The 26,042-nt window shown below is 63.3% G+C and carries 24 protein-coding genes and 1 pseudogene; 7 read left to right on the top strand and 18 right to left on the bottom strand.

What is annotated here, in order from left to right:
* A pseudogene (locus tag H621_RS29050) lies at positions 1-218 on the bottom strand (hypothetical protein); the annotation flags it as partial.
* Positions 219-513: 295 nt separating this feature from the next.
* Here H621_RS29050 and H621_RS0123420 point away from each other — a divergent pair.
* Positions 514-2,574 carry an AsmA family protein gene (locus H621_RS0123420; RefSeq protein ID WP_028945707.1) on the top strand — a complete coding sequence of 687 codons (2,061 nt, stop codon included), beginning with the start codon at positions 514-516 and terminating at the stop codon, positions 2,572-2,574.
* Positions 2,575-2,611: 37 nt separating this feature from the next.
* Here the strand turns inward: H621_RS0123420 and H621_RS0123425 are convergent, their stop codons facing one another.
* Positions 2,612-3,142, bottom strand: coding sequence for a ferritin-like domain-containing protein (locus H621_RS0123425; RefSeq protein ID WP_028945708.1), 531 nt, complete (start codon positions 3,140-3,142; stop codon positions 2,612-2,614).
* Between the two features lie 36 nt (positions 3,143-3,178).
* Complete coding sequence (osmE, locus tag H621_RS0123430; protein ID WP_028945709.1) at positions 3,179-3,538, bottom strand: osmotically-inducible lipoprotein OsmE; 360 nt, start codon at positions 3,536-3,538, stop codon at positions 3,179-3,181.
* 124 nt (positions 3,539-3,662) lie between these two features.
* On the opposite strand from osmE, the gene H621_RS0123435 reads away from it, so the two are divergent.
* Positions 3,663-4,553, top strand: coding sequence for a lipase family alpha/beta hydrolase (locus H621_RS0123435; RefSeq protein WP_028945710.1), 891 nt, complete (start codon positions 3,663-3,665; stop codon positions 4,551-4,553).
* Here the strand turns inward: H621_RS0123435 and H621_RS0123440 are convergent.
* Complete coding sequence (locus H621_RS0123440; protein WP_028945711.1) at positions 4,534-5,430, bottom strand: DMT family transporter; 897 nt, start codon at positions 5,428-5,430, stop codon at positions 4,534-4,536. The genes H621_RS0123435 and H621_RS0123440 overlap by 20 nt on opposite strands.
* 98 nt (positions 5,431-5,528) lie before the next feature.
* Here H621_RS0123440 and H621_RS0123445 point away from each other — a divergent pair, with 98 nt between their 5' ends.
* The 3 genes from H621_RS0123445 to H621_RS0123455 all read left to right on the top strand — a co-directional run bounded on the left by H621_RS0123445 (position 5,529) and on the right by H621_RS0123455 (position 7,785).
* Positions 5,529-6,320, top strand: coding sequence for an AraC family transcriptional regulator (locus H621_RS0123445; protein ID WP_028945712.1), 792 nt, complete (start codon positions 5,529-5,531; stop codon positions 6,318-6,320).
* 61 nt (positions 6,321-6,381) lie between these two features.
* Positions 6,382-6,663 (top strand): PsiF family protein, encoded by a 282-nt coding sequence (locus H621_RS0123450; RefSeq protein ID WP_028945713.1) that lies wholly within the window; start codon positions 6,382-6,384, stop codon positions 6,661-6,663.
* Positions 6,664-6,777: 114 nt separating this feature from the next.
* Positions 6,778-7,785: an AI-2E family transporter gene (locus H621_RS0123455; protein ID WP_028945714.1), complete on the top strand. Its 1,008-nt coding sequence runs from the start codon at positions 6,778-6,780 to the stop codon at positions 7,783-7,785.
* 43 nt (positions 7,786-7,828) lie between these two features.
* Here H621_RS0123455 and H621_RS0123460 read toward each other — a convergent pair whose 3' ends face one another.
* On the bottom strand, positions 7,829-9,094 hold the full coding sequence (locus H621_RS0123460) for an Hsp70 family protein (protein ID WP_028945715.1): 1,266 nt from the start codon (positions 9,092-9,094) through the stop codon (positions 7,829-7,831).
* Between the two features lie 162 nt (positions 9,095-9,256).
* Between H621_RS0123460 and cbpA the strand changes: the two genes are divergently transcribed.
* Entirely contained in the window at positions 9,257-10,210 is a 954-nt protein-coding gene (gene cbpA, locus H621_RS0123465) for a curved DNA-binding protein (protein WP_028945716.1), read from the top strand.
* Between the two features lie 2 nt (positions 10,211-10,212).
* The gene (locus H621_RS0123470; RefSeq protein ID WP_028945717.1) at positions 10,213-10,518 is read left to right on the top strand and encodes a chaperone modulator CbpM; all 306 of its coding nucleotides are present in this window, start codon (positions 10,213-10,215) and stop codon (positions 10,516-10,518) included.
* Between the two features lie 106 nt (positions 10,519-10,624).
* Here the strand turns inward: H621_RS0123470 and H621_RS0123475 are convergent, their stop codons facing one another.
* From H621_RS0123475 to H621_RS0123540, 13 genes are all read right to left on the bottom strand, one after another.
* Positions 10,625-11,146: a GNAT family N-acetyltransferase gene (locus H621_RS0123475; RefSeq protein ID WP_028945718.1), complete on the bottom strand. Its 522-nt coding sequence runs from the start codon at positions 11,144-11,146 to the stop codon at positions 10,625-10,627.
* A 6-nt stretch (positions 11,147-11,152) separates the two neighbouring features.
* Positions 11,153-11,680 (bottom strand): GNAT family N-acetyltransferase, encoded by a 528-nt coding sequence (locus H621_RS0123480; protein ID WP_028945719.1) that lies wholly within the window; start codon positions 11,678-11,680, stop codon positions 11,153-11,155.
* A 36-nt stretch (positions 11,681-11,716) separates the two neighbouring features.
* Positions 11,717-12,415 (bottom strand): urea ABC transporter ATP-binding subunit UrtE, encoded by a 699-nt coding sequence (gene urtE, locus H621_RS0123485; RefSeq protein WP_028945720.1) that lies wholly within the window; start codon positions 12,413-12,415, stop codon positions 11,717-11,719.
* A 49-nt stretch (positions 12,416-12,464) separates the two neighbouring features.
* The gene (gene urtD, locus H621_RS0123490) at positions 12,465-13,325 is read right to left on the bottom strand and encodes an urea ABC transporter ATP-binding protein UrtD (protein WP_371919758.1); all 861 of its coding nucleotides are present in this window, start codon (positions 13,323-13,325) and stop codon (positions 12,465-12,467) included.
* A complete protein-coding gene (gene urtC, locus H621_RS0123495) occupies positions 13,322-14,401 on the bottom strand; it encodes an urea ABC transporter permease subunit UrtC (protein ID WP_028945722.1) in 1,080 nt (359 codons plus the stop codon). Before urtC ends, urtD begins: the two co-directional genes overlap by 4 nt.
* A complete protein-coding gene (gene urtB / locus H621_RS0123500) occupies positions 14,401-15,900 on the bottom strand; it encodes an urea ABC transporter permease subunit UrtB (protein ID WP_028945723.1) in 1,500 nt (499 codons plus the stop codon). The genes urtC and urtB overlap by 1 nt, the downstream gene beginning before the upstream one ends.
* Positions 15,901-15,991: 91 nt before the next feature.
* Positions 15,992-17,257 carry an urea ABC transporter substrate-binding protein gene (gene urtA / locus H621_RS0123505; RefSeq protein WP_028945724.1) on the bottom strand — a complete coding sequence of 422 codons (1,266 nt, stop codon included), beginning with the start codon at positions 17,255-17,257 and terminating at the stop codon, positions 15,992-15,994.
* 855 nt (positions 17,258-18,112) lie between these two features.
* Positions 18,113-19,516 carry a D-serine/D-alanine/glycine transporter gene (cycA, locus tag H621_RS0123515; protein ID WP_028945726.1) on the bottom strand — a complete coding sequence of 468 codons (1,404 nt, stop codon included), beginning with the start codon at positions 19,514-19,516 and terminating at the stop codon, positions 18,113-18,115.
* Positions 19,517-19,626: 110 nt separating this feature from the next.
* Positions 19,627-20,637 carry a FecCD family ABC transporter permease gene (locus H621_RS0123520; RefSeq protein WP_028945727.1) on the bottom strand — a complete coding sequence of 337 codons (1,011 nt, stop codon included), beginning with the start codon at positions 20,635-20,637 and terminating at the stop codon, positions 19,627-19,629.
* A complete protein-coding gene (locus H621_RS0123525; protein WP_028945728.1) occupies positions 20,634-21,581 on the bottom strand; it encodes an ABC transporter substrate-binding protein in 948 nt (315 codons plus the stop codon). The genes H621_RS0123520 and H621_RS0123525 overlap by 4 nt, the downstream gene beginning before the upstream one ends.
* The gene (locus H621_RS0123530; protein WP_028945729.1) at positions 21,578-22,366 is read right to left on the bottom strand and encodes an ABC transporter ATP-binding protein; all 789 of its coding nucleotides are present in this window, start codon (positions 22,364-22,366) and stop codon (positions 21,578-21,580) included. The genes H621_RS0123525 and H621_RS0123530 overlap by 4 nt, the downstream gene beginning before the upstream one ends.
* Positions 22,367-22,509: 143 nt before the next feature.
* A complete protein-coding gene (locus H621_RS0123535) occupies positions 22,510-23,883 on the bottom strand; it encodes a PepSY-associated TM helix domain-containing protein (RefSeq protein ID WP_028945730.1) in 1,374 nt (457 codons plus the stop codon).
* Positions 23,884-23,944: 61 nt separating this feature from the next.
* Positions 23,945-26,011 (bottom strand): TonB-dependent copper receptor, encoded by a 2,067-nt coding sequence (locus H621_RS0123540; RefSeq protein ID WP_028945731.1) that lies wholly within the window; start codon positions 26,009-26,011, stop codon positions 23,945-23,947.
* Positions 26,012-26,042: the final 31 nt, after the last annotated feature.

A 26,042-nucleotide genomic window follows, 5' to 3' on the forward strand; every position in this document is an offset into this window, starting at 1 on the left:
CGGTTGCGTTCCAGCAGGCGGTCAGAACCACCTTCGGCTACGCGGTTGCGTTCCAGCAGGCGATCCGAGCCACCTTCGGCCAGAGGGTTCAGGGGCTGTGAAATCTCCGTGGAGCTGGAGCGCGACTCAGCGGTCAGGCTTTGTTCGCTGGCTGGAATGGCGAAGGCATTGGCGGCCAGGATGGACAGGGACAGGCTCAGCAGTAATTGGCGTTTCATGGTTCGGTGCTCCTCGGCGGGGCTGGAAAGTGAGTACGGAGCCAATGCTACGCTTGGGAGCGGGAGATAAAAGTTCATAAGGCTAATGGTGACAATCGATGGGATTGATGCTTTGCCGCGAGGGCTCTAGCACAATGGTTGCAGCGGCTATCAGGGAGCATTGTCGGGAGGAAGGAGCCAACAAAACCCCGCTATCATGCATCCGCGGTTAAACCCCTGAGGCTTTCATCAGTCCGATGATTAAGTGCCATCAATACGCCCACTCTTGCCGTGTGGTCGTCAGGAGAATCATGCAATGACGCGCCCCGCCAGAATCCTCACCTGGACCCTCGCCAGCCTGCTGCTGGTTCTGACGCTACTGATCATCCTCATCGCCACCTTCGACTGGAACCGGGTCAAGCCGACCCTCAACGCCAAAGTCTCCGAAGCCCTGCACAGGCCTTTCGCCATCAATGGCAACCTCGCTGTGCAGTGGCGCCGCGAGCCGGAGCAGGGCGGCTGGCGTGCCTGGGTACCGTGGCCGCATTTCATCGCCGAAGACCTCACCCTGGGTAACCCGGACTGGCTCAAGGCGCCGCAGATGGTCGGCCTCAAGCGCGTGGAATTTCGCCTTGCACCCCTGCCGTTGCTGTTCCAGCAGATCGTCATTCCCCGCATCGACCTCAACCAGCCCACCGCCAGCCTCAAGCGTCTGGCCGATGGCCGGGCCAACTGGACATTCGATTTCGGTCCCAAGGATGAGCAGAGCGAGCCGTCGAACTGGACGCTCGACATCGGCGCCATCGGCTTTGACAAAGGCCAGGTCAGCGTCGACGACCAGGCTCTGAAAACCACGCTGGATGTGCAGATCGACCCGCTGGGCAAACCGATCCCCTTCGGAGACATCGTCGGCAAGGCCTCGGCGCAGAAGGCCGGAGGGGCGCAGGACTATGCCTTCGGGCTCAAGGTGAAAGGCCGCTACAAGGGCCAGGCGCTGTCTGGCGACGGCAAGATCGGCGGCCTGCTGGCGCTGCAGGATGCTACCCAGCCGTTTCCCTTGCAGGCCGACGTGAAGATTGCCGATACCCGGATCGCATTGGCCGGCACCCTGACCGACCCGCGCAACCTCGGCGCGCTGGATCTGCGCCTGCGCTTGTCGGGCGCGAGCCTGAGCAACCTGTATCCGCTGACCGGCGTGACCTTGCCGGACTCACCGCCTTACGCCACGGACGGCCACCTGGTGGCCAAGCTGCATAAGCCGGGTGGTGCGCTGTTTCGCTACGAAGGCTTCAACGGCAAGATCGGCAACAGCGATATTCATGGCGACCTGACCTTCGTTTCCACTCAGCCGCGCCCCAAGCTCAGCGGTAACCTGGTGTCCAATCAGTTGCTGTTCAAGGACCTTGCGCCACTGATTGGCGCCGACTCCAATGCCGAACAGAAGGCCCGGGGCGGCGCCAGTAAACAACCCGCCGGCAAGGTGCTGCCGGTGGAGGAGTTTCGCACCGAGCGCTGGCGCACCATGGATGCCGACGTGACCTTCAGCGGCAAGCGCATCGTTCACAGCGAGGCGTTGCCGTTCAACGACCTTTCCGCCCACTTCGTCCTCGACGACGGTGTGCTGCGCCTGGAACCGCTGCGCTTTGGTGTAGCAGGCGGCAAGCTCGATGCCCAGATCCGCCTGGATGGTCGCACGGTGCCGTTGCAAGGCCGTGCCCAGCTCAGTGCGCGGGGGTTCAAGCTCAAGCAGTTGTTTCCGACATTCGAGCCGATGAAAACCAGTTTCGGCCAGCTCAATGGCGATGCGGACCTAAGTGGTCGTGGCAACTCGGTGGCCGCCTTGCTGGCAACGGCCAACGGCGACCTGAAGATGCTGATCAACGATGGCGCGATCAGCCGCGGACTGATGGAAATCGCCGGGCTCAATGTGGGTAACTACGTGGTGGGCCAGCTGTTTGGCGACAAGGAAGTGAAGATCAACTGCGCCGCTGCCGACTTCGGCATCAAGGACGGGTTGGCGACGACCCGGTTGTTCGTGTTCGATACCGAGAACGCGATCATCTACATCAATGGCACTGCCAACTTTGCCACCGAGCAACTGGATTTGAAGATCAACCCTGAATCCAAGGGGCTGCGACTGTTCTCGCTGCGTTCACCGCTGTATGTACGTGGCCCCTTCGCCAAGCCAAGCGCCGGTGTGCAAGCCGTGCCGTTGGCGTTGCGTGGGGCGGGGATGGTGGCGCTGGGGGTAGTGATCGGCCCGGCGGCGGGCTTGCTGGCGCTGGTGGCGCCGGGTGGGGATGTGCCTAATCAATGCACGCCGTTGTTGGAGCAGATGAAATCAGGCAAGGCGCCGCGCACGGTCAAGGCGGGTTGAACGCGGGGCAAGGCCAGACTTGCCCCGCGATCCGGTCCTAAAGCCCCTTCAACAGGTCCGCCATATCATCGGCGTGCTCTTCTTCCTGTGCCAGGATGTCTTCGAAGATGCGCCGGGTGGTCGGGTCGCTCTCACCGATGTACTGGATGATCTCGCGGTAGCTGTCGATGGCGATCCGCTCGGCCACCAGGTCTTCGAGCACCATGTCCTTGAGGTTCTTGCCGGCCACGTACTGGGCATGGGAGTTCTTGCTCAGGTTGTCCGGATTGAGGTCCGGTTCGCCACCCAACTGCACGATGCGCTCGGCCAGTTTGTCGGCATGCTCTAGCTCCTGGGTGGCATGTTCGAGAAACTCCTCGGCCGCAACGCTGGCCTTGATACCGCTGGCCATGTAGTAGTGGCGCTTGTAGCGCAGGGCGCACACCCACTCGGTGGCCAACGACTCATTGAGCAGGCGCAGGATAGTCTCCCGGTCGGCGTTGTAGCCTTCGGTCACGGCGCCTTGCTCCACATGCTGGCGGGCACGTGCGCGCAGGGTTTTCACATCGGTCAGTTCAACGGTGCTCATTGTCATCTCCAGGCTGCTAACGGGATGTCTTCGGGGCTAGACGCCGGCCTTGGCCTTGGCTTTCTCGACGGCAGCGTCGTCTTCCTGGCGTTGCTCACAGGTCTTGAAGCCCTTGTCGTCGACATGGCCGGTGGCGTCGAAGCGCACGTAGTAGGGCTGCTGGTGACCGTCGCGGTTGAGGATGTAGTTGTTGCAGGTACCACCATGAGGCAGGTCGATGGCCGTGGACGGGTTGCCGCCGATGGCGATGACTCGCTGCATGGTCATGCCGTTCTCTACTTGCTTGACCAGCGGTTCGTCGCGATAGGTGACGTAATCCACCGGGTTCTCTGGACGGCTGCCGCAGGCGGCCAGGGCGGTGGTGGCCAGGAGGATTGCCAGGGTCTGCTTGTACATGGTCCAGCTCCTTGCTGAGGGTCTACAGGGTTGGAACCGCAGCGCGCGCCGGGAGTTCGATTGCGATTGCAATCGAAGTGCCTGTAGGGTTGGCCGACTGTCCACGGAACGGGGGAATGCAGCCATGGCGCAAGCGCTTGCCACACGTTATCCACTGGTGCTGGTGCCGGGCATGCTCGGCTTTGTCCGCCTGCTGCTCTATCCCTACTGGTTCGGCATCGTGTCGGCCCTGCGCCGGGGCGGGGCCCAGGTGTTTGCCATTCAGGTATCGCCGATCAACTCCACCGAGGTGCGTGGCGAGCAGTTGCTGCGGATCATCGAAGACCTCCGCGCCCACCACGGCATCGACAAGGTCAACCTGCTCGGCCACAGCCAGGGCGCCCTGACGGCCCGTTATGCCGCTGCCCGGCGTCCGGAATGGGTGGCCTCGGTGACGTCCGTCGCCGGCCCCAACCACGGCTCGGAACTGGCCGATTACCTGCACGAGAAATACCCCGCCGACTCTGCCCGCGGACGCGTGCTCAAGGCGGTTTTGCATGGCCTGGGGGTGTTGATGGGGTGGTTGGAAACCGGCTGGCGGGGGCCGAAACTGCCCATCGATGTACACGCCTCGCACCATTCGCTGACCCGTGCCGGTGTTGCCCTGTTCAATCAGGCTTATCCACAGGGCCTGCCTACCACCTGGGGCGGGGAAGGGCCGGCCGAGGTCAATGGCGTACGCTACTACTCTTGGTCGGGCACCTTGCAGCCGGGGCTGACCGACACCGGCCTGAACCGCCTGGACGGCAGCAACCGCTTTTGCCGCTTGTTTGCCCGCACCTTCGTCCATGAGGTCGGGCAGTGCGACGGCATGGTCGGGCGCTACAGCTCGCACTTGGGCCAGGTGATTGGTGATGACTACCCGCTCGACCACCTGGATATCGTCAATCAGTCACTCGGCGCGGTCGGCAAGGGCGCTGATCCAGTGCGCCTGTTCACCGAGCACGCCGAGCGACTCAAGGCTGCGGGGCTGTAGCGTGGGCAGGACGCACCGGGGTTTTCCAGCGTTCGGCAAGGATCACCCCGGCCAGCGTCAGCAGGCCGCCGAACAGGTGATACAGGGCCAGTTGCTCATCGAGTGCAACCGCAGCGATCACCGCGGTAACCGCAGGCAGCAAGTTGAAGAACAGCGTGGTGCGGCTGGGGCCCAGGCGGCTGACGGCCTGCATCCACACCAGCGGCGCGACCATCGAGGCGAGCACGCAGGCGTACAGCACCAGGCCGATGTTGCCCGTGCCAAGGCCGGTCTTGTCCGAGAACAGAAACAGTGGAAACAGCACGATGATCGCCACCAGTACCTGCAGGTAAAGCAGCAGCAAGGGCGGCAGGCGCAGTTGCCATTTCTTCAGCAAGGTGCTGTATAGCGCATAGGCCAGGGTGGCAATCAGCATCAGCGCATCGCCGCCATTGAGGCCGTGTTGCACCAGCACGCCCAGGTCACCCGCCGATACCACCACCAGCACGCCGACCAACGAGACCAGCGCGCCGATCAGCGCACCGTAGGTCAGGCGCTGGCCCAGGCTGATGATGGCCATGGCCAGCGACATCAACGGCATCAGCGAGAGGATGATGCCCATGTTGGTGGCGCTGGTGATCGCCGCCGCGAAGTACGCCAGGCTTTGATACACCGCCATGCCCAGCACGCCGAGAATGAAGATCTTGCCGAGGTTGGGGCGGATCTGGGCCCAGTTTCGCAGCATCGGCCGCAGCAGGAACGGGGTGAACAGCAGCCCGGCCAGCAGCCAGCGATAGAAGCCGATCTCGGCGGGAAAGATCGCGCCGGCCGACATCTTGGTGACCACGGTATTGCCGGCCCAGATCAGAATGGCCAGCAGGGGAAACGCATAATTCATGAAGCAGGAACTCTTGAGGGTACAGGGAGCTATTATCCGCCTGTCTGTCTTGTTGCTTATACTTGCATCCAGACAACCGGCCCATCGATCCAGACACCATGGCACGTAAATACGTCAACATCCCGCAATTCGACGCCTTGCCGGCGCCGGTGTACTTCCGCTACGACGAGTTCGGCGCCGATACCCACAGCGCCGCGCACCGGCACGGCTGGGGCCAGCTCAACTATGCGGCCCACGGCATCATGCACCTGGAGATCGGTGGGCAGCGCTTCGTCTCGCCGCCCCACTACGCGGTGTGGGTGCCACCCGACACCGAGCACAGTTGCTACAACCCCCAGGCCATTGTTTACCGTTCGGTGTATCTGGACCGCGCCTTGTGCCAAACGCTCCCGGCGCAGCCCTGCACCCTGGTGATCAGTGAAATCCTCAAGGCAATCCTGGGCGACTTTGCCCGGCGCGACGTGAAAGTCCCGGTAGACGAGGCCGACCGGCGGCTGGCCCAGGTATTGGTAGACCAGCTGCGCCTCGCCCCGACTCAGACGTGTTTCTTGCCCTATGCCCGCAGCGCCGGCCTGCACGCCGTACTGCAGGCCCTGCACGACGAACCTGGGGACAATCGGCCGCTGGCCGACTGGGCAGCTTCGGTGCATGTCAGTGAACGGACCCTGGCCCGCCAGTTCGCGCGCGAATTGGGCATGAGCTTTGGCGAGTGGCGCCTGCGCCTGCGGTTTTTGCGTGCTATCGAGGGGCTGGAGCAGAACCTGCCGATCCAGCAGATCGCCTTCGAGCTGGGCTACAGCAGCCCATCGGCTTTTATCGCCATGTTCCAGCGTCATGCCCACTGCACGCCCGAGCAATATCGGCGCCAGGCCCGGGCCGGGGGGGTGTAAGGATTGTTGTCTACACTCAGGGCGATGCTGCGCGACGGGCGCTGCGACAAGGAGAGACACTATGAAGTGGGTGCGTGTACCGCTGCTGTTGCTGGGCGTATTGATGTGTTCACAGGGCTTCGCCGCCACCGCTCAACAGGAAAAAATGAAAACCTGCAACGCTGACGCCACCGCCAAGGCCCTCAAGGGCGATGAGCGCCAGGCCTTCATGAGCGGGTGCCTCAAGGCCAAGCCCGCCACCCAGCAGGAAAAAATGAAAACCTGTAATGCCGATGCCACCACCAAGGCGCTCAAGGGCGACGAACGCAAGGCGTTCATGAGCGACTGCCTGAAGAAAAAATGAGCCGCTGGGCCTGACCCGGGTCAGCCGCTGCCAACGCAGCGGCCGCGGCACTATGCCTGCCCGGCGAAGGCTGGCAGACTGCGCCTTTTCCTGCAGTTGCCCCCTTGAGGTTGTATGACCTTCACTCCGCGCCAGATCAAACTGGCCAGTTGGATCATTGTGTTCGCCGGCCTGTTGCTGGCGCTGCCGCTCAAGCTGTTGCCGAGCCTGTTGGCAGGCTTGCTGGTGTTCGAGCTGGTCAACATGCTTACCCCCAAGCTGCAGCACCTGATTGCCGGGGAGCGGGCGCGCTGGCTGGCGGTGGCCCTGCTCGGTACGCTGGTGGTCAGCACGCTGACCTTGCTGTTTGCCGGTGCCATCAGTTTCCTGTTGCACGAGGCCGAGAACCCCGGCGCCTCGCTGGACAAGTTCATGCTTCTGGTGGATCAGGCCCGCGGCCAGCTGCCGCCCTTCGTCGACGCCTACCTGCCGGCCAGCGCTGCCGAGTTCAAGGTGGCCATCGGCGAATGGCTCAAGACCCACCTGGGCGAGCTGCAACTGGTGGGCAAGGGCGCGGCGCACATGTTCGTCACCCTGCTGATCGGCATGATCCTGGGGGCCATCGTTGCCCTGCAGCGCATCCCCGACATTTCCCGGCGCAAGCCGTTGGCGGCAGCGCTGTTCAACCGCCTGGCGCTGTTGGTGCAGGCATTTCGCAACATCGTCTTCGCCCAGATCAAGATTTCGCTGCTCAATACCTTTTTCACCGGGATTTTCCTGGCGGTGGTACTGCCGATGTTCGGCGTCCACCTGCCGCTGACCAAGACCCTGATCGTGCTGACCTTCCTGCTGGGGTTGTTGCCGGTCATTGGCAATTTGATGTCCAACACCCTGATCACCATCGTCGGCCTGTCACTGTCGATCTGGGTGGCCATGGCGGCGCTGGGCTATTTGATTGTTATCCACAAGGTCGAGTACTTCCTCAACGCGCGGATTGTCGGCGGGCAGATCAGTGCCAAGTCGTGGGAACTGCTGTTGGCAATGTTGGTGTGCGAGGCGGCATTTGGCTTGCCGGGGGTGGTGGCAGGGCCGATCTACTATGCGTACCTGAAGAGTGAGCTGAGGCAGGCTGAGCTGGTTTGACAGCATCGCGGGGCAACGTCTCGACTTGCCCCGCGATCGGTGTTCAGCCGTACCGCTTGCGCGCTTCGATCGCCAACCCGCTACCAATACTGCCAAAGATGTTGCCCTCGACGTGCCGGGCCTTGGGCAGCATCGCCGCCACGCTCTGGCGCAACGCCGGAATACCGCTCGAACCACCGGTGAAGAACACCGTATCCACCTGCTCGACACCCACCCCGGCCTTGGCCAGCAGTTCGCTGACGCTGCCGCGCACACGTTCGAGCAGGCTGTCGATGGAGGCCTCGAACAACGCCCGGGTCAATTCCACGCTCAGGCCCGGCTCGACGCGCTTGAGGTCGACCAGGCGGCTGTCGGTGTGGGTGAGCTCGATCTTGGTCTCTTCCACTTCCATCGCCAACCAGTGCCCGGCGCGCTGTTCGATCAGCTTGAACAGGCGGTCGATGCCATTGGTGTCTTCGATGTCGTAGCGCATGCTGCCCAGGGCCAGCTGGGACTTTTGCGAGTACACCGAGTTGATGGTATGCCAGGTCGCCAGGTTCATGTGGTGGCTGGTCGGCATGAAGGCGCCGCTTTTCATCCGGCTGCCATAGCCGAACATCGGCATGACGCCCTGCAGGCTCAGTTGTTTGTCGAAGTCGGTACCGCCGATGTGTACACCACCGGTGGCGAGGATGTCTTCATGGCGGTCGTCGAGCATGTGCCGCTCAGGTGCCAGGCGCACCAGGGAGAAGTCCGAGGTACCCCCGCCGATGTCGACGATCAGCACCAGTTCCTCGCCCTGGATGTTCGACTCGTAGTCGAAGGCCGCGGCAATCGGCTCGTACTGGAAGGAGACTTCCTTGAAACCGATCTTCTTCGCCACCTCTGCCAGCGTGTCTTCGGCTTCCTGGTCGGCGGCCTGGTCGTCATCGACAAAGTGTACCGGACGGCCCAGCACCACTTCATCGAACGCGCGGCCGGCGTTGGCTTCGGCGCGCTTTTTCAGCTCGCCGATAAACATGCCCAACAGGTCCTTGAACGGCAGGGCGGTGCCCAGCACGCTGGTGTCGTGCTTGATCAGCTTGGAGCCCAGCAGGCTCTTGAGCGAGCGCATCAGCCGGCCTTCGTAGCCTTCGAGGTATTCGTGCAGGGCGAGGCGGCCGTACACCGGGCGGCGCTCCTCGATGTTGAAGAACACCACCGACGGCAGGGTGATCTTGCCGTCTTCCAGGGCGATCAACGACTCGATGCCGGGGCGATGCCAGCCGACGGTGGAGTTGGAGGTGCCGAAGTCGATGCCGCAGGCACGGGCCGGGGATGCGTCACTCATGGGATGTACTGTCCGGGGGAAAAACGGCCGCGCAGTTTATGCCAGTTGTCAGCAGAATCAAGACCGAATATCTGCTTTGCATCAAACCCAGGGACGCCTTGTAAAGGCTATGCTTGACCCCCATCTACAGCAGCATCAAATTTACTCATGGTGGTTCCTTAGATGGACTTCAAAGACTACTACAAGATACTTGGCGTAGAGCCCACGGCGGACGACAAGGCGATCAAGACCGCCTACCGCAAGCTTGCGCGCAAGTATCACCCCGACGTCAGCAAAGAGCGTGACGCCGAAGAAAAATTCAAGGAGGCCAACGAGGCCTACGAGGCCTTGAGCAGCCCGGAAAAACGCGCCGAATACGACGAACTGCGTAAATATGGCCAGCATGGCCGGCCGTTCCAGGGCCCGCCTGGCTGGGAAAGTCGCAGCAGCGGCGGGTTTGAGGGCGGTGATTTTTCCGATTTCTTCAGCTCGATCTTTGGCGCTCGCAGTGGTAATGGCAACGGCAATCCCTTTGGCCGCGGCCAGCAACGCAGCACCGGTCGGCGAGGGCAGGATGTGGAAATGGAACTGGCGATTTTCCTCGAGGAAACCCTGTCCACCGAGTCGAAACAGATCAGCTTCCAGGTGCCGCAGTACAACGGCAGCGGCCAGCGCACCGGCTTCACCACCAAGACCCTGAACGTGAAGATTCCAGCCGGCGTCAGCGATGGCGAGAAGATCCGCCTCAAGGGCCAGGGCGCACCGGGGATTGGCGGCGGCGCCAACGGTGACCTGTTCCTGACCATTCGCATGGCACCGCACCCGCTGTTCGATGTCGAAGGTCATGATCTGATCATCACCGTGCCCCTGGCGCCATGGGAAGCTGCCCTGGGTACCAAGGTGGCGGTGCCGACCCTGACCGGCAAGATCAACCTGACCATTCGCCCAGACAGCCAGAGCGGTCAACGCCTGCGGGTCAAGGGCATGGGCCTGGCCAACAAGCAGGGCCAGCGCGGTGACCTGTATGCGCAGCTGAAGGTGGTGATGCCGAGCCACAACGACGATGCGACGCGCGAGTTGTGGAGCAAGCTGGCAGAGAAGGCGGCGTTCAATCCGAGGACACAATGGAGTAGCTGATCATGAGCAGTACCCTGGTCGTTCAACTGGACATGCAGACCCTGTGCCGGGAAGCCGATCTACCGGCGGCCTACGTGATCGAAATCGTCGAACATGGCATTGTCGAACCTTCTGGGCGAACGCCGGAAGAGTGGCTGTTTGACGATCAGGCCGCGGTGCTGGCCAAGCGCGCCGCCAAGCTGCAGCGTGACCTTGAGCTGGAGTGGGAAGGGGTGGCGCTGGCGCTGGAACTGCTGGAGGAAGTGCAGCAGTTGCGTAGCGAGAACTCAATGCTCAAGCAGCGCTTGGGCAGGTTCTTGCAGGGGTAAAGCCGATCGTTCGTAGCTGCTGCCGCAGGCTGCGATCGACTGCGTAGCAGTCGCCATATTGGTGTGTACGACCGTTTTGCGGCCGATCGCAGCCTGGCGGCAGCGGCTACAGCAATTTGAAATACAGGGCCGTCGCCCGATACATCCCGTCCGGCCCACAGGCATACTGCGGAATCTCGCCTGCCTTGCTATACCCCAGCGTCCGATAGAAGCCCTCTGCGCCTGACCCTGCCTCGGTATCCAGGTACAACAGCCCCCGCTGTTGCTGGCGTGCCGCAGCCTCCAGTGCCTGCATCAACTGCTGCCCCAGCCCGTGCTGGCGCACTTCGCTATGCACCAGCAGCTTCTGCACTTCAGCCCGGTTCAAACCATTGGGCTTCTGGCACAACCCCAGCTGCACACTGCCCAGTACTTGCTTGTCCTTGCTCACTACCCACAGCATCAGCTCACCGCTGGCCACGCGCTGCTTGACCTCGTCGAAGTAGCTGTTGGCCTGCTGTGTATCGATACCTTCCATGAAACCGACCGAGGCGCCGTGGCGCACGGCATCGATCAACAACGCCACCAGGCCGTCACGGTAGTGGGCAAAGCTTTCGTGAGTCACGCGGTTGAGTTGCGCAGCATTCATCGGGCATCACTCCGTCGAGCGTGGGGGCATACCGGGGTTGAGGATCAGTTGCATGAAGGTCAGGTCAAGCCAGCGGCCGAACTTCACGCCAACCTGGGGCATTTGCCCGTTGAGCGTGAAGCCCAGGCGTTCATGCAGGCGGATCGAGGCGGTGTTGCCGCTTTCGATGGCGGCGACCATCACATGCTTGTGGCAGGCTCGGGCACGCTCGATCAGGGCCTGCATCAGCATAGGTCCCAGGCCGTTGCCGCGTTGGTCGCTGCGGATGTACACCGAGTGCTCGATGGTATGACGAAAGCCTTCAAACGGCCGCCAGTCACCGAAAGAGGCGTAGCCCAGCACGTCGCCGCTATCGTCCACCGCCACCAGGATCGGGTAGCGCTGGGCCTCGCGGGCATCGAACCAGGCCTGGCGGTTGGCCAGGTCCACGGGTTGTTCATTCCAGATCGCCGTGGTGTTGAGCACGGCGTCGTTGTAAATGTCGCGAATGCCCGGCAGGTCGGCAGTTACGGCATCACGCAGCAGGTAGGTCATGGCAGCTTCTCGAACAGGTAGGCAGTGGCGCTCAGGTTAAATGGTTACCAGACCGCGCACACCTTCGGCCTCCATGTTTTCACCGCGTCCGGCCTGAACGATCTCGCCCCGGGACATCACCAGGTACTGGTCGGCAAGTTCGGCGGCAAAGTCGTAGAACTGCTCCACCAGCAGGATGGCCATATCGCCGCGGGCGGCCAGCGTGGTGATCACGGCGCCGATTTCCTTGATCACGGATGGCTGGATGCCCTCGGTCGGTTCATCGAGGATCAGCAGGCGTGGCTGGCTTGCCAGCGCGCGGCCGATGGCCAGTTGCTGTTGCTGGCCGCCGGAAAGATCACCGCCGCGGCGGTGCTTCATTTGCAGCAGCACCGGGAAGAGCTCGTAGATGAACGGCGGCACGCTTTTGGCCTGGCTGGCGCTGAAGCGGGAGAGGCCCATCAACAGGTTTTCCTCGACACTCAGGCGCGGGAAGATTTCCCGGCCCTGGGGCACGTAGGCAATACCGGCCTGTACCCGTTGATGCGGCTTGAATGCGGTGATCGGCTGGCCCTCCCAGAGTACGCTGCCTTCGCGGGTAGGCAGCAGGCCCATCAGGCAGCGCAGCAGGGTGGTCTTGCCGACGCCGTTGCGGCCGAGCAGGCAGGTGACTTCACCGACCTTGGCCTCGAAGGAGAGGCCACGCAGGATATGGCTGCCGCCGTAGTATTGGTGCAGGGAGTCGATTTTCAGCATGGTTTTTATCCTTGGTTGGCAATCGCGGGGCAAGTCGAGACGTCAAAAGTCACCGTCCGAGATAAACCTCGATCACCCGGTCGTCGGCCTGCACCTGCTCAAGCGATCCCTCGGCCAGCACACTGCCCTGGTGCAACACAGTGACGTGGTCGGCGATGCTGCCGACAAAGCCCATGTCATGCTCCACCACCATCAGCGAGTGCTTGCCCGCCAGCCCCTTGAACAACTCGGCGGTAAACTCGGTCTCGGCGTCGGTCATACCGGCCACCGGCTCGTCGAGCAGCAACAGTTGCGGGTCCTGCATCAACAGCATGCCGATCTCCAGGAACTGCTTCTGGCCGTGGGACAGCAACCCGGCCGGGCGCTGGGCCGAGGTTGTCAGGCGAATGGTGTGCAGGACTTCGTCGATGCGGTCGCGCTGTTCGCCGTTCAGGCGCGCTACCAGGCTGGCCAGCACCGACTTGTCGGCCTTCTGTGCCAGCTCCAGGTTCTCGTAAACACTCAATGCCTCGAACACCGTGGGCTTCTGGAATTTTCGCCCGATGCCGGCCTGGGCGATCTGCACCTCGCTCATGCGGGTCAGGTCCAGGGTGTCGCCGAACCAGGCCTTGCCTGTGATGGGGCGGGCCTTGCCGGTGATCACGTCCATCAGGGTGGTCTTGCCGGCACCATTGGGGCCGATGATGCAGCGCAACTCGCCGACGCCGATGTACAGGTTCAGGGCATTCAGGGCCTTGAAACCGTCGAAGCTGACGCTGATGTCCTCAAGGGTCAGCACGGTGCCGTGGCGCACATCCAGCCCCTGGCCGCGGGCCTGGCCCAGGCCGATGGCGTCGCGGCCGCTGCCGCCATCAAGGATCGGTTCGAGCATGAATTCCGGGTGTACCGGTGGCAGTGGTATGGCGCTCATTGTTCACCCCTTTTCTTCAACAGACCGACCACGCCCTTGGGCAGGTACAGGGTCACCAGAATGAACAGCGCTCCCAGGCAGAACAGCCAGTATTCGGGAAAGGCTACGGTGAACCAGCTCTTCATGCCGTTGACCAGGCCTGCGCCGAGCAGCGGGCCGATCAGTGTGCCGCGTCCACCCAGGGCTACCCACACGGCGGCTTCGATGGAGTTGGTCGGCGACATTTCACTGGGGTTGATGATGCCCACCTGCGGCACATACAGCGCCCCGGCCAGGCCGCAGAGCACGGCGCTCAGTACCCACACGAACAGCTTGAAGCCGCGTGGGTCGTAGCCACAGAACATCAGGCGGCTCTCGGCATCGCGCAGGGCAGTCAGCACTCGGCCGAACTTGCTGCGGGCCAGGCGCCAGCCCAGGTACAGGCTGGCCAGCAACAATGCCACGGTAAGCAGGAACAACACCGCCCGGGTGCTTTGTGCGGTGATTTCGAAGCCCAGGATGCTGCGAAAGTTGGTAAAGCCGTTGTTGCCGCCGAAGCCGGTTTCGTTGCGAAAGAACAGCAACATGCCAGCGAAGGTCAGGGCCTGGGTCATGATCGAGAAGTACACGCCCTTGATGCGTGAACGAAAGGCGAAAAAGCCGAACACCAGCGCCAGCAGTCCCGGCGCCAGCACCACCAGGCACAGGGCCCAGGCAAAGTGCTGGGTGCCGGCCCAGTACCAGGGCAGTTCGGTCCACGACAGGAAGGTCATGAAGGCGGGCAAGCCATCGCCGGCGGCTTCGCGCATCAGGTACATGCCCATGGCATAACCGCCCAGCGCAAAGAACAGGCCATGGCCCAGCGACAGCAGCCCGGCATAGCCCCAGACCAGGTCCAGTGCCAGGGCAACAATGGCATAGCAAAGGATCTTGCCGACCAGGGTCAGGGTATAGGCCGAGACCTGCAGGCCGTGGCCGTCGGGCAACAGCGACAGCAGCGGCAGGGCCAGCAGCACCAGCAGGGCAGCGGCGCCGACGGCCAGCGTCCAGCGCGGGCCGACCTTCTGGGTGGCGGTAACAAGCAGAGGCTGGTTCATCAGTCGATTACCCGTCCCTTGAGCGCAAAGAGGCCTTGCGGGCGCTTCTGGATGAACAGAATGATCAGCGCAAGGATGAGGATCTTGCCGAGTACCGCACCGATCTGCGGCTCCAGCAGTTTGTTGGCGATGCCCAGGCCGAAGGCTGCCCAGAGGCTCCCGGCGAGTTGGCCGACACCGCCGAGCACCACCACCAGGAACGAGTCGATGATGTAGCTCTGGCCGAGGTCCGGGCCGACGTTGCCGATCTGGCTCAGGGCAACCCCGCCCAGGCCTGCGATGCCCGAGCCCAGGCCAAAGGCGAGCATGTCCACGCGCCCGGTGGGTACGCCGCAGCAGGCGGCCATGTTGCGGTTCTGGGTGACGGCGCGCACGTTCAGGCCCAGGCGGGTGCGGTTGAGCAGCAGCCAGGTGAGCAGCACCACGAACAGGGCAAAGCCGATGATCACGATCCGGCTATAGGGCAGCACCAGGTTGGGCAGCACCTGGATGCCGCCGGAGAGCCAGGCCGGGTTGGCCACTTCCACGTTCTGGGCACCGAACAGCAGGCGGATGGCCTGGATCAGGATCAGGCTGATGCCCCAGGTGGCCAGCAGGGTTTCCAGCGGACGGCCGTACAGGTGGCGGATCACCGTGCGCTCCAGCAGCATGCCGACCCCGGCGCTGACCGCGAACGCTGCCGGCAGGGCTACCAGCGGATAGAACTCGAGGGCGCCAGGTGCGTAACGCTGCATGAGGATCTGCACCCCATAGGTGGCATAGGCACCGAGCATCAGCATCTCGCCGTGGGCCATGTTGATGACCCCCAGCAGACCGAAAGTGATTGCCAGGCCCAGGGCCGCGAGCAGCAGGATAGAACCCAGCGACAGGCCGCTGAAAGCCTGGCCAAGCAGCTCGCCCATCAGCAGCTTGCGCTTGACCTGGGCCAGGCTGGTCTCGGCGGCGGTACGCACGTTGGCATTCGCTTCTACGCCCGGTTCGAGCAGCGCCTCAAGGCGTGTGCGGGCCATGGGGTCGCCGGTTTCACCGAGCAGCCGCACCGCTGCCAGGCGTACTGCAGGATCCTCGGCAACCAGCTGCAGGTTGGCCAGGGCCAGGCCAAGTGCTGCGTGTACGGCAGCGTCCGGCTCGGAGGCGTAGCGCCGGTCGAGGAAGGCAACCTGCGCCGGTTGTGCGCTTTTCTGCAGTTGCTGGGCCGCGGCCAGGCGCACCTGGGCGTCATTGCCGAGCAGTTGATGGCTGGCCAGAGCGTTGTCGACCAGCCCGCGCAGGCGGTTGTTCAAGCGCAGCTTGCGGGTGTCGCCGGGGGCGATGCGACCTTGCTGCAGGGCGGTCAGCAGTTCAAGTCGAGCCGGGTCGGGTTGCGCCGCCCAGGCCTGGAGCAGGCGGGCCTGCTCGTTGGCCTTGGCGGCAATGAAGTAGTCGGCGTCGCTTGCCTGGGCGGCCAGGGGCAGCAGCAGGAGCAGGCCGAGGAGGAGGCGGTGGAGGGCCTTGGGCATAGCGCAGTTCCGTCGCGATTGATTGATGGGGCCTCTTCGCGGGGCAAGCCCGCGCCTACACCGGTAGGAGTGAGCTTGCCCCGCGAAGACCTCAGTTACCCTTCACCGCATAGTCCGGCCGCTTGTCGTTGCCGGGTATGAACGGGCTCCACGGCTGGGCGCGCAACGGCTGCTCGGTTTCCCAGACCACGTTGAACTGCCCGTCGTCCTGGATCTCGCCGATCATCACCGGCTTGTGCAGGTGGTGGTTGGCCTTGTCCATGGTCAGGGTGTAGCCCGACGGGGCCTTGAAACTTTGCCCGGCCAGGGCTTCACGGACCTTGTCGACATCGGTGGACTTGGCTTTTTCCACCGCCTGGGCCCACAGGTGGATGCCCACGTAGGTGGCTTCCATCGGGTCGTTGGTCACCGCCTTGTCGGCGCCCGGCAGGTTCTTGGCCTTGGCGTAGGCTTTCCAGTCGGCCACGAACTGGGAGTTGACCGGGTTCTCCACCGATTCGAAGTAGTTCCACGCTGCCAGGTGTCCTACCAGTGGCTTGGTGTCGATGCCGCGCAGTTCTTCTTCGCCTACCGAGAAGGCCACCACCGGTACGTCGGTGGCCTTCAGGCCCTGGTTGGCCAGCTCTTTGTAGAAGGGCACGTTGGAGTCGCCGTTGACGGTAGAGATCACCGCAGTCTTGCCGCCGGCAGAGAACTTCTTGATGTTGGCGACAATGGTCTGGTAATCACTGTGGCCGAAGGGGGTGTAGACCTCTTCGATGTCCTTGTCGGCCACGCCCTTGCTGTGCAGGAAGGCGCGCAGGATCTTGTTGGTGGTGCGCGGGTAGACGTAGTCGGTGCCGAGCAGGAAGTAACGCTTGGCCGCGCCGCCTTCTTCACTCATCAGGTACTCCACAGCCGGAATGGCCTGCTGGTTCGGCGCGGCGCCGGTGTAGAAAACGTTGGGCGACATTTCCTCACCCTCGTACTGCACCGGGTAGAACAACAGGCCGTTGAGCTCTTCGAACACCGGCAACACCGATTTGCGCGACACCGAAGTCCAGCAGCCGAACACCACAGCAACCTTGTCCTGGGTCAGGAGCTGGCGGCCCTTCTCGGCGAACAGCGGCCAGTTGGAGGCCGGGTCGACCACCACCGGTTCCAGCAGCTTGCCGTTGACCCCGCCCTTGGCATTGATCTGTTCGATGGTCATCAGGGCCATGTCCTTGAGCGACGTCTCAGAGATCGCCATGGTCCCGGACAGCGAATGCAGGATGCCGACCTTGATGGTCTCGGCGGCCTGGAGGGTCCAGCTCAGGCCCATCGCGGCGATGGACGCACTGAGGGTAAAGGCCTTGATCAGACTGCGACGCTTCATAGTGCTCTCTCCGTTGAGTTCGAATGTGCGGGTAAGGCAGATGGCGACTTCGGGAGAGAGCTTTAGCAAAGGCTGTGCCGAGTCAGTGAAAGGCTCTGGCACGGGCTTTCGGGCGGAACAAGAGGGAAGGTTGCACCGGCCTGGGGCCAGGGTTGGCAGGCGGTGCAGCCGGTTGCGCCGTACTGGTGCGCAACCGTTTGGGGGGCAGTGAACTTTTTGGCACCCCCGGCTACTTGAGTACCTTGCCGCACGCAGTAGTTTCTGCGGTGCGGGATTGGCGTCCCGATTACAGAAGAGAAGAAAGCACTAGCGTATACAGCGCTGTGCTCTGCATGGCTGCACCTGTTATGGGCGGAGCCGTGTGTGGGAGCCTTCGGGCTCACCGGTTCTTTTCTGTCCGGCACGCCAACCCGCACGGCTCCGTCCACCCATTCTGGCGTATGGGCTCGGAGAAATATTTCAGAAGAGTTGCAAGGAATAGCACCCTGCTCAAGAAGATCGTCCCTGATCCGCCGTCGACGCTGATGGACGTCCATAACCCCCGTCCCGTAACGGCCAGCACGCATTTTGGTACCTGCCATGAGGCCCATGCCGCCCTGTTCTCGTGCACGGTGGTGTCAATTGCGCGGATGCGTTGGTGTGCGCCGTGGCGGCATTGAAGGCGGCCTACGAGACCAACGCCCTGGCGCTGGACAAAGCGCAGGAACCGCTGCGCAGTTTGCCGACCGCCACAGAAAATTCGCTAGAGAAAGGGTTGGCGATGGCTGACGCTGTACTCGTCGGGATGGAACGAGGCTAAACCTCAGGTAAAAGGGCCGCAGAGGCGGCCCTTTTTGTAGGCGGGGACTTTGTGCTTCAAGGTCGCGGGTGCTGCTTGTTACGCACGAACAGCCAGGTTACCGCCAGCAGCAGAAACCACAGCGGCGTGACGATCAGTGCCTGGCGGGTATCGCTCTCAAGGCTGAGCAGCACCAGGATGAAGGCGAAGAACACCAGGCATACCACCGACATGAAACGCCCGCCGGGCATCTTGTACTTCGACGCCTGGTGCAGTGCTGCGCGGCGCTTGCGGTAGCTCAGGTACGACAGCAGGATGAGGGTCCAGACGAACATGAACAGGATCGCCGACACCGTGGTCACCAGGGTGAAGGCTTCGATCAGGTCGGGGACCACATACATCAGCGCTGCGCCGAGCAGTAGGCAGGTGCAGGAAAAGTACAAGCCATTGGCCGGCACCTTGCGGCTTGAGAGGTGTTCGAAGCTGCGTGGTGCATCACCTTGCTGGGCCAGGCCGAAGAGCATGCGGCTGGTGGAGAACACGCCGCTGTTGGCCGAGGAGGCGGCCGAGGTCAGTACCACGAAGTTGATGATGCTCGCCGCTGCCGGCAGGCCGGCGAGCACGAACAGTTCTACAAACGGGCTCTTGCCCGGCACCACGTCACGCCACGGCGTCACCACCATGATGGTGATCAGGGCCAGCACATAGAAAATGATGATCCGCACCGGGATCGAGTTGATCGCCCGCGGCAGAGTGCGCTCGGGGTTCTTGGCTTCGGCGGCGGTGGTGCCCACCAGTTCGATTCCGACAAAGGCGAACACGGCAATCTGGAAGCCGGCGAAAAAGCCCATCAGGCCATGGGGGAACATGCCCCCGTCGTTCCACAGGTTGGCCAGGTCCGCCGTACGGCCCGACGGCGACTGGAAGCCGACCAGTACCATGTACAGGCCGGTACCGACCAGGGCGAGGATGGCGACGATCTTGATCATCGCGAACCAAAACTCGATCTCGCCGAACATTTTCACGGTAATCAGGTTCAGTGACAGCAGCAGGCCGACACAGGCCAGCGCCGGCGCCCACTGGGGCAGGTCAGGGAACCAGAACTGTGAATAGGCCGATATCGCGATCACATCGGCGATGCCGGTGATGATCCAGCAGAACCAGTAGGTCCAGCCGGTGAAGTAACCCGCCCACGGGCCGAGCAGGTCGGCGGAAAAATCGATGAACGACTTGTACTCGAGGTTCGACAGCAGCAGCTCGCCCATGGCGCGCATGACGAAGAACAGCATGAAGCCGATGATCATGTAGACGAAGATGATCGATGGACCGGCCAGGCTGATGGTTTTGCCCGAGCCCATGAACAGCCCGGTACCGATGGCGCCGCCGATGGCGATCAGCTGGATATGGCGGTTGGACAGGCTGCGCTGCAGGTGTTCGTGTTCGTCGGGCGAGGTGTGTTGCGGGGACAGGTTCGCGGTCATAGGCTGGAGCATTCCGTTCAATACAATTTCTTGTGCGCGCTAGGCTAACACGCGCATTCCGGGCACAACCGCGACAATACGTCTCAAGACCAATGACGGCTTGACGGTGTTTATCGCTTGCGCATCAGGCCGATAAAAAACAGACCGCCAATGGCGGCTGTGGCGATGCCGATAGGCAGGTCTTCGGGTGAAATCAGGGTGCGGGCGGCCACGTCTACCCAGATCAGGAACAGGCTGCCCAGCAGCAGGCACACCGGCAGCAACCGGGTATGTTCGGCACCGACCAGGCGCCGGGCAATGTGCGGCACCATCAGGCCGACGAAGCCGATCGAGCCACTGATGGCCACCAGCACCCCGGTCAGCAACGAGCAGATCAGGAACGCCGCGAGCCTTACGGAGCGGGCATTGAGGCCCAGGGTCACGGCGGTCTGTTCGCCGGCCATCAGCGCATTGAGCGCACGGGCCATGCCCAGCAACAGGGTCAGCCCCAGCAGCACGCTGATGGCCGGGATCGGCAGCAGCTCCCAGCGTGCCAGGCCCAGGCCGCCGAGCATCCAGAACATCACCGCCGAGCTTGCCCGGTGATCGCCCATGAACAACAGCAGGTTGGCTGCTGCCATCATTACAAAGGCCACCGCCACGCCGCACAGCAACAAGCGGTCGCTGTCCAGCCGGCCATGACGGCTGGCGATGGCCAGCACCAGCAGCATGCTGCACAGGGCACCCATGAACGCGGCCAGGGGCAAGGTCAGCACGCCGAGCAGTTCACCGATATGCAGCACCACCAGCACCGCGCCCAGGGTGGCACCCGAGGTGACGCCGAGCAGGTGCGGGTCGGCCAGCGGGTTGCGGGTGACGGCCTGCAGCACCGCCCCGATCATCGCAAGGCCGCCGCCGACCAGGGCGGCAAGCAGCATACGCGGCACCCGGATCAACCAGACGATATGTTCCTGGCCGGTGGTCCAGGCGGGCGTTTCGGGAGCGATACCGAACAGCTTGAACAGCAGCACCCGCCACACCACCTCGACCGGCACCGGTGCAGCACCAAAACCCAGCGACACCACGCAAGAGACCAGCAGCAGGCCGACCAGGGCGATCAACAGCAGGCGATAGCGGTTCATGCGCCGTGCAAGCCTGTGGCAATGGCCTCGATGGCTTCGACGTTCTCAAGGCTCGGCGTGGCCGCCACGTAGGGGATCACCACAAAACGCTTGTCACGGATTGCCGACACCGACTGCAAGGCCGGATGTTGTTCGAGGAAGGCCTGCTTCTGCGCGGCACTGACTTCGCCGTAGTCGACGATGACAATCACCTCGGGGTTGCGTTCCACCACGCTCTCCCAGTTCACCCGGGTCCAGCTGGCCTCGATATCGTCGAGCACGTTGCGCCCGCCTGCCGCCTCGATCAGGGCCTGGGGCATGCCCAGGCGGCCGGACGTCATGGCGCGGTCTTCACCGCTGTCATAGAGGAATACCCGAGGGCGCTGCGCGGGCACGCGCTGTTGCACGACGGCGACCCGTTGTTGCATCTGGTCGATCAATTGCTCGGCGCGATCCTGCACATCGAAGATCCGGCCCAGGTTGCGCAGATCGGTGTAGGTGTCGTCCAGGCTTGCGGCCGGGCGCTTCATCACGAAGGCGCAGGACTCGGTCAATTCATACACGGCAATGCCCAATGGAGCGAGGCTTTGCGGTGTCAGGTCGCCACCCACGCGCATGCCGTAGTCCCAGCCGGCAAAGAAGAAATCGACGTTGGCGTTGAGCAGGGTTTCCACCGACGGGTACTTGCTGGCCAGCTCCGGCAGGCCGTCGAGCTCCTTGCGCAGTTCGGGGGTGACGGCCTTCCAGCCGCTCACGCCGCTGTAGCCGACCATACGTGAACGCAGGCCCAGGGCGAGCATCATCTGGGTCATGTTGATGTCGTGGCTGAGGGCGTGCTCGGGTGGCTTGTTGAACGTCACTTGGCGGTTGCAGCTTTGCACGTTCACGGGGTACTGGGTGGCCTGGGCAATGGCGCCGGCGCTGGCGAGCAGGCCCAGGACGAGTAGCAGGGTGGCTCGAATCATCGCTGGGTTATCCAGGTTAGACGTGGGTGGTCGGCCAGGGGGTGGCGGTCGATAAGGGCGTGTACGCCGAAAACATCGTGCAGCAGAGCGCTGGTCAGCACCTCGTCGGGCGTGCCGCTGGCGACGATATGTCCGTGGTCGAGCACATACAGGCGATCACAGAAGGCGGCGGCCAGGTTCAGGTCATGGATGCTCGCCAGGGTTCCGATGCCCAGCCGGCGCACCTGCGCCAGCAATTCCAGTTGATAGCGTGGGTCGAGGTGGTTGGTCGGCTCGTCGAGGATCAGCACCCGGGGCTGCTGGACCAAGGCCCGAGCGAGGATCACCCGCTGCTTTTCGCCACCCGAGAGGCTGGCGAACTCATGGTCATCGAAGCCCACCAGGCCCACGGTCTGCAAGGCGTTCCTGACCTGCTGGCGGTCGTCTTGCGTGTCGCCATCGAACAAGCCCTTGTGCGGGGTGCGGCCCATGGCGACCACCTCCTCGACATTCAGGCCGAAGGCATCGGGAAACTCCTGCAGCACCACGGCGATGCGCTGGGCACACCAGCGGGGTGACTGGCGCCACAGGTCATGCTCGTCGAGTTTCACCTGGCCGCGTTCGGGCTTGTTGAAGCGGTAGGCGCAGCGCAGCAGGCTGGTCTTGCCGCTGCCGTTGGGGCCGATCAGCCCGACGAATTCGCCGGGCTTGACCTGCAGGTCGACCGCGCGCAGTTGGAACTGATGATGACAATGGCCGTGGCCCAGGGGCGACCAGTGCAGGTCGCTGATACTCAGGGTGCTCATGTCAGTCCTGTTGAAAACGGGCCGCCATGTTAGCGGATTTGCACCACACCCGCAGACCCTGCTCATACCGTAGCCGCTGCCGCAGGCGGCGATGGGACCGGCAGGGCCCCGGCAATCAGGGGCTCTTGCGCCTGCGGTAGCGGCTACAGCCCCACTTGTGTCTTGGGTTTGACGCGTGCCATGCCCACCCGGTCCGCCAGCCATACCAGCAGCATCGAGGCACCCACCAGCGGGAAGACGACGCCCAAGATCAGCATGATCACCGTCGCGGCTTTCCAGCGTGGCAGGTCGTGACGCAACGGCGGTACGCCCAGGCCGCCCTCGGGCCGGCGCTTCCACCACATCACCAGGCCACTCACCGAACCGAGCAGGATCATCAGGCACACCAGCAAAATGATCAGCTGGTTCAACGGGCCGAACATCTTGCCTTCATGCAGCATCACGCCCAGTTCGGTGGCGCGGGCGACGATGTTGTAGTCCTGCCAGCGCACATCCACCAGGACCTTGCCAGTGTACTGGTCGACATGCAGGGTGGCATCGTTGCGCGGGTCGTCGGCAAACACGGCGATGGTGTACACGCCTTCGGCGCTGGTTGGCAGGGTAATGCTGTAGCCAGGGGCGACCTTGCGGGTGCTGGCCAGCTCCTGGACCTGCTGCAGGCTGGTCTGCGGTGCAGCCGGTGCGCTCGACGCCATGCTGTGGCCGGCGTGTTCGGCGTGGGCACCCGACTGTGGCATCGGCGTATTTTCCATGGCCCAGGGCACGGTCTGGCGGGTGGCCGTGTTGAGCTCGCGGGCCTGTTGATCGGAGGTGGGCACGTCGTTCCACATGGCTGCCGGGAAACGGTTCCACACATCGGCGTACTGCTTGCCCCAGAACCCGGTCCAGGTCATACCGCTGAGCAGCATCAACAGCAGCAGGGCCGAACCCCAGAACCCGGTGACGGCATGCAGGTCGCGCCACAGCAGACGCCCACGGGCATTCAGGCGCGGCCAGAGTACGCCGCCCGTGCGCTGGCCACGTGGCCACCAGAGGTACAGGCCCGACACGACCAGCACCACGCCCCAGCCTGCCGCCAGTTCAACCAGACGGTCGCCGAGTGTGCCGACCATCAACTCGCCATGCAGGGCCCGGGCGACGGCCTGCAGGTTGTTTTTCGCGTCCTGCTCGCCCAGCACGTTGCCGTTGTAGGGGTTGATGAATACGTTGAGCTCGCGGCCGGCGTCCTGTACCACGAACTGGGCGCTGCGGTCGCTGGCAGCGGCGGGCAGGTATTGGCTGACCTGGCCCTTGGGATACGCCTGATGAACCTGCTGCAGGAGGCTGTCGGCGGTCTGAGTGTGATGGCCGGCTTCGACCACCATCAACTGGCGATAGAGCAAAGGATCGAGCTGGGGCTTGAACAGGTAGATGATCCCGGTGATTGCCAGCAGGATCATGAAGGGCGCAACGAACAGCCCGGCATAGAAGTGCCAGCGCCAGGCCAGGTTGTAGAAAGAAGGGGTCGGTTTGCTCATGGAGCGCTCCCGTATAGTGCCTGGGGTGAGGCGCGATCGAGGATCGCGCCCTGGTCGGGGATCAGAAACTAAGGTCGACCTTGGTCCAGAGCGTCCGCCCCGGCTCGTTGATCGCCTGCGGGTCACTGGCGGGGTAGCCGAAGCCTGCGTTACCCGCCAGGTTCAGGTGTTCGGCATAGGCCTTGTCGAACAGGTTGTCGACCCCCGCACTGAGCTTCAGGTGCTTGCTGAGCTTGTAGCTGCCGTTCAACGAGAACACCCCGAAGCCCGCACTCTTTTCATAGTCCTTGCCCACCACATTGCCGTAGTCCTCGGCAATGCGGTTCTGTGCCGCCACCACCCGCCACAGGGCACCGGCACTCCAGTCGTCGCGGCTGTAGGTAAGGCCCAGACGGCTCTCGAGGGGAGGCATCTGTGGAAGCGCCTTGCCATCACTGCTGTTCTTGCCCCAAGCGTAGGCCAGGGTAGCGTCGGCTTTCCAGTTGGAGGTCAACTTATAGGTCGCACCCAACTCGCCGCCCATGATCCGCGCATCGATGTTCTCGGCGCGGGAACTGGCCATGCCCATCATCCCCGAGCGGTAGTCGAACAGGATGTAGTCGCGGATCTGCCCGACATAGCCCGAGGCCCAGGCCTGCAGGTCTTCGGTCTGGTACTGGATGCCGACGTCGAGCTGGGTGGTTTTCTCCGGCTTGATGCTGTCGAAAGCATTGACCGAACCTGCCGGGCCCGACTTGGGCGAAAACAGCTCCCAATAGTCGGGGAAGCGCTGGGCATGGCCCAGGCCGACATAGGTGGTGGCAGGCAGGTCGAGCAGGTCGTGCTCGTAGCGGACAAAGCCGCTGGGCAGGGTGTCGGCACGGGTATCGCCGTTGGTAGCGCTGGTGGCGCGGTAGTCCTTGGCCGAGGCACGGTCCAGGCGGGCGCCGGTGATTACCCGGTCCTGGTCGGCGGCGAACCAGGTCAGCTCGCCAAAGGCACCGTAGTTGTGGAAGTCGGCGTCCTTGGTCCACGGCATGCCCTTGTGTGCATCGATACCCATGCCGCCACGCTGGCGGTGCTCGTTGGTCTGCGCGTCGACGCCAGCGATCAGTTGCAGGTCGCTCCAGCGCCAGGTGCCCTTGAGCCGGCCACCCAGGGTACGCCGGTCGACGTTGCTGACCATTGGCATGCCCATCATCCCCGACCCCGAGGGCGTACGCAGGCTGTAATTGTCCATCACGTGGTCGGCGTAGTTGTAGTAGACCTGGGCTTCGAGCTTGTCGAACACATCGCCGATGTCGGACTTCTCGAACCGCAGGCCCAGGCTCTCGCGCTTGAACTGTGAACCGTCCATGCCGCGCCCGGCATAACGGGCTTCGCCATCACCCTTGCCGGCAGTGAGCTCCACCAGGGTGTCGGCATCCGGGGTCCAGCCCAGGGCCACATCACCGTTCCATTTGTCCCAGCGTGACGGCACGGTATCGCCATTGCCGTCTTCGTAGTCGTCGGAGTGCGACTGATTGCCCACAAAGCGCACGTAGCCCAGGCGGTTGCCGGCGGCGCTGTCCAGGACCTTGTCGAAGCGGCCGTTGGAACCGGCCAGCAGGCTGGCGTTTACGCGGCTGCCCAGTTCGCCGAATTTCTCTGGCTCGCGGTCGAAGAGGATGGTGCCTGCCGAGGCGCCCGGGCCCCAGACTACGCTTTGCGGACCTTTGATCACCGTCAGGCGGTCGTAGGTCTCGGGCGAGATGTACGACGTGGGGGCGTCCATGCGATTGGGACAGGCACCGAGCATCACGCCGCCGTTGGTGAGGATGTTCAGGCGCGAGCCGAACATGCCGCGCAGCACCGGGTCGCCATTGGTGCCGCCGGCGCGGATGGCCGAGAAGCCGGGGATGGTCTTGAGGTAGTCGGCACCGTCGCTGGCCGGCACCGGTTGGCGCGGGTCCTTGGGATTGGTGACGATGGTCAGTGGCGAGCTTGGGGCGACGGCGGTGATCACCGTCGGGCTCAGTTCGTTGTGCGCATGGGCATGCTCATCGCCCTGGGGCGTCGCGGCCAGGGCCAACGGAGCGAGCAGGGTGCCGCAGATCACGGCGATGGTGCCTTGCAGGGACAGATTAAAAGCAGCAGTGCAGCTGGACATAATGATTCCAACATCGATCAGTCATGGGGGC

The sequence above is a fragment of the Pseudomonas vranovensis DSM 16006 genome (assembly GCF_000425805.1).
Classification (GTDB): Bacteria; Pseudomonadota; Gammaproteobacteria; order Pseudomonadales; family Pseudomonadaceae; genus Aquipseudomonas; species Aquipseudomonas vranovensis.

What these genes read in the sequence shown, in the direction of transcription:
- H621_RS0123420 (WP_028945707.1), top strand. Translation starts at nt 514, where the DNA reads ATGACGCGCCCCGCCAGAATCCTCACCTGGACCCTCGCCAGCCTGCTG.
- H621_RS0123425 (WP_028945708.1), bottom strand. Translation starts at nt 3,142, where the DNA reads ATGAGCACCGTTGAACTGACCGATGTGAAAACCCTGCGCGCACGTGCC.
- osmE (WP_028945709.1), bottom strand. Translation starts at nt 3,538, where the DNA reads ATGTACAAGCAGACCCTGGCAATCCTCCTGGCCACCACCGCCCTGGCC.
- H621_RS0123435 (WP_028945710.1), top strand. Translation starts at nt 3,663, where the DNA reads ATGGCGCAAGCGCTTGCCACACGTTATCCACTGGTGCTGGTGCCGGGC.
- H621_RS0123440 (WP_028945711.1), bottom strand. Translation starts at nt 5,430, where the DNA reads ATGAATTATGCGTTTCCCCTGCTGGCCATTCTGATCTGGGCCGGCAAT.
- H621_RS0123445 (WP_028945712.1), top strand. Translation starts at nt 5,529, where the DNA reads ATGGCACGTAAATACGTCAACATCCCGCAATTCGACGCCTTGCCGGCG.
- H621_RS0123450 (WP_028945713.1), top strand. Translation starts at nt 6,382, where the DNA reads ATGAAGTGGGTGCGTGTACCGCTGCTGTTGCTGGGCGTATTGATGTGT.
- H621_RS0123455 (WP_028945714.1), top strand. Translation starts at nt 6,778, where the DNA reads ATGACCTTCACTCCGCGCCAGATCAAACTGGCCAGTTGGATCATTGTG.
- H621_RS0123460 (WP_028945715.1), bottom strand. Translation starts at nt 9,094, where the DNA reads ATGAGTGACGCATCCCCGGCCCGTGCCTGCGGCATCGACTTCGGCACC.
- cbpA (WP_028945716.1), top strand. Translation starts at nt 9,257, where the DNA reads ATGGACTTCAAAGACTACTACAAGATACTTGGCGTAGAGCCCACGGCG.
- H621_RS0123470 (WP_028945717.1), top strand. Translation starts at nt 10,213, where the DNA reads ATGAGCAGTACCCTGGTCGTTCAACTGGACATGCAGACCCTGTGCCGG.
- H621_RS0123475 (WP_028945718.1), bottom strand. Translation starts at nt 11,146, where the DNA reads ATGAATGCTGCGCAACTCAACCGCGTGACTCACGAAAGCTTTGCCCAC.
- H621_RS0123480 (WP_028945719.1), bottom strand. Translation starts at nt 11,680, where the DNA reads ATGACCTACCTGCTGCGTGATGCCGTAACTGCCGACCTGCCGGGCATT.
- urtE (WP_028945720.1), bottom strand. Translation starts at nt 12,415, where the DNA reads ATGCTGAAAATCGACTCCCTGCACCAATACTACGGCGGCAGCCATATC.
- urtD (WP_371919758.1), bottom strand. Translation starts at nt 13,325, where the DNA reads ATGAGCGCCATACCACTGCCACCGGTACACCCGGAATTCATGCTCGAA.
- urtC (WP_028945722.1), bottom strand. Translation starts at nt 14,401, where the DNA reads ATGAACCAGCCTCTGCTTGTTACCGCCACCCAGAAGGTCGGCCCGCGC.
- urtB (WP_028945723.1), bottom strand. Translation starts at nt 15,900, where the DNA reads ATGCCCAAGGCCCTCCACCGCCTCCTCCTCGGCCTGCTCCTGCTGCTG.
- urtA (WP_028945724.1), bottom strand. Translation starts at nt 17,257, where the DNA reads ATGAAGCGTCGCAGTCTGATCAAGGCCTTTACCCTCAGTGCGTCCATC.
- cycA (WP_028945726.1), bottom strand. Translation starts at nt 19,516, where the DNA reads ATGACCGCGAACCTGTCCCCGCAACACACCTCGCCCGACGAACACGAA.
- H621_RS0123520 (WP_028945727.1), bottom strand. Translation starts at nt 20,637, where the DNA reads ATGAACCGCTATCGCCTGCTGTTGATCGCCCTGGTCGGCCTGCTGCTG.
- H621_RS0123525 (WP_028945728.1), bottom strand. Translation starts at nt 21,581, where the DNA reads ATGATTCGAGCCACCCTGCTACTCGTCCTGGGCCTGCTCGCCAGCGCC.
- H621_RS0123530 (WP_028945729.1), bottom strand. Translation starts at nt 22,366, where the DNA reads ATGAGCACCCTGAGTATCAGCGACCTGCACTGGTCGCCCCTGGGCCAC.
- H621_RS0123535 (WP_028945730.1), bottom strand. Translation starts at nt 23,883, where the DNA reads ATGAGCAAACCGACCCCTTCTTTCTACAACCTGGCCTGGCGCTGGCAC.
- H621_RS0123540 (WP_028945731.1), bottom strand. Translation starts at nt 26,011, where the DNA reads ATGTCCAGCTGCACTGCTGCTTTTAATCTGTCCCTGCAAGGCACCATC.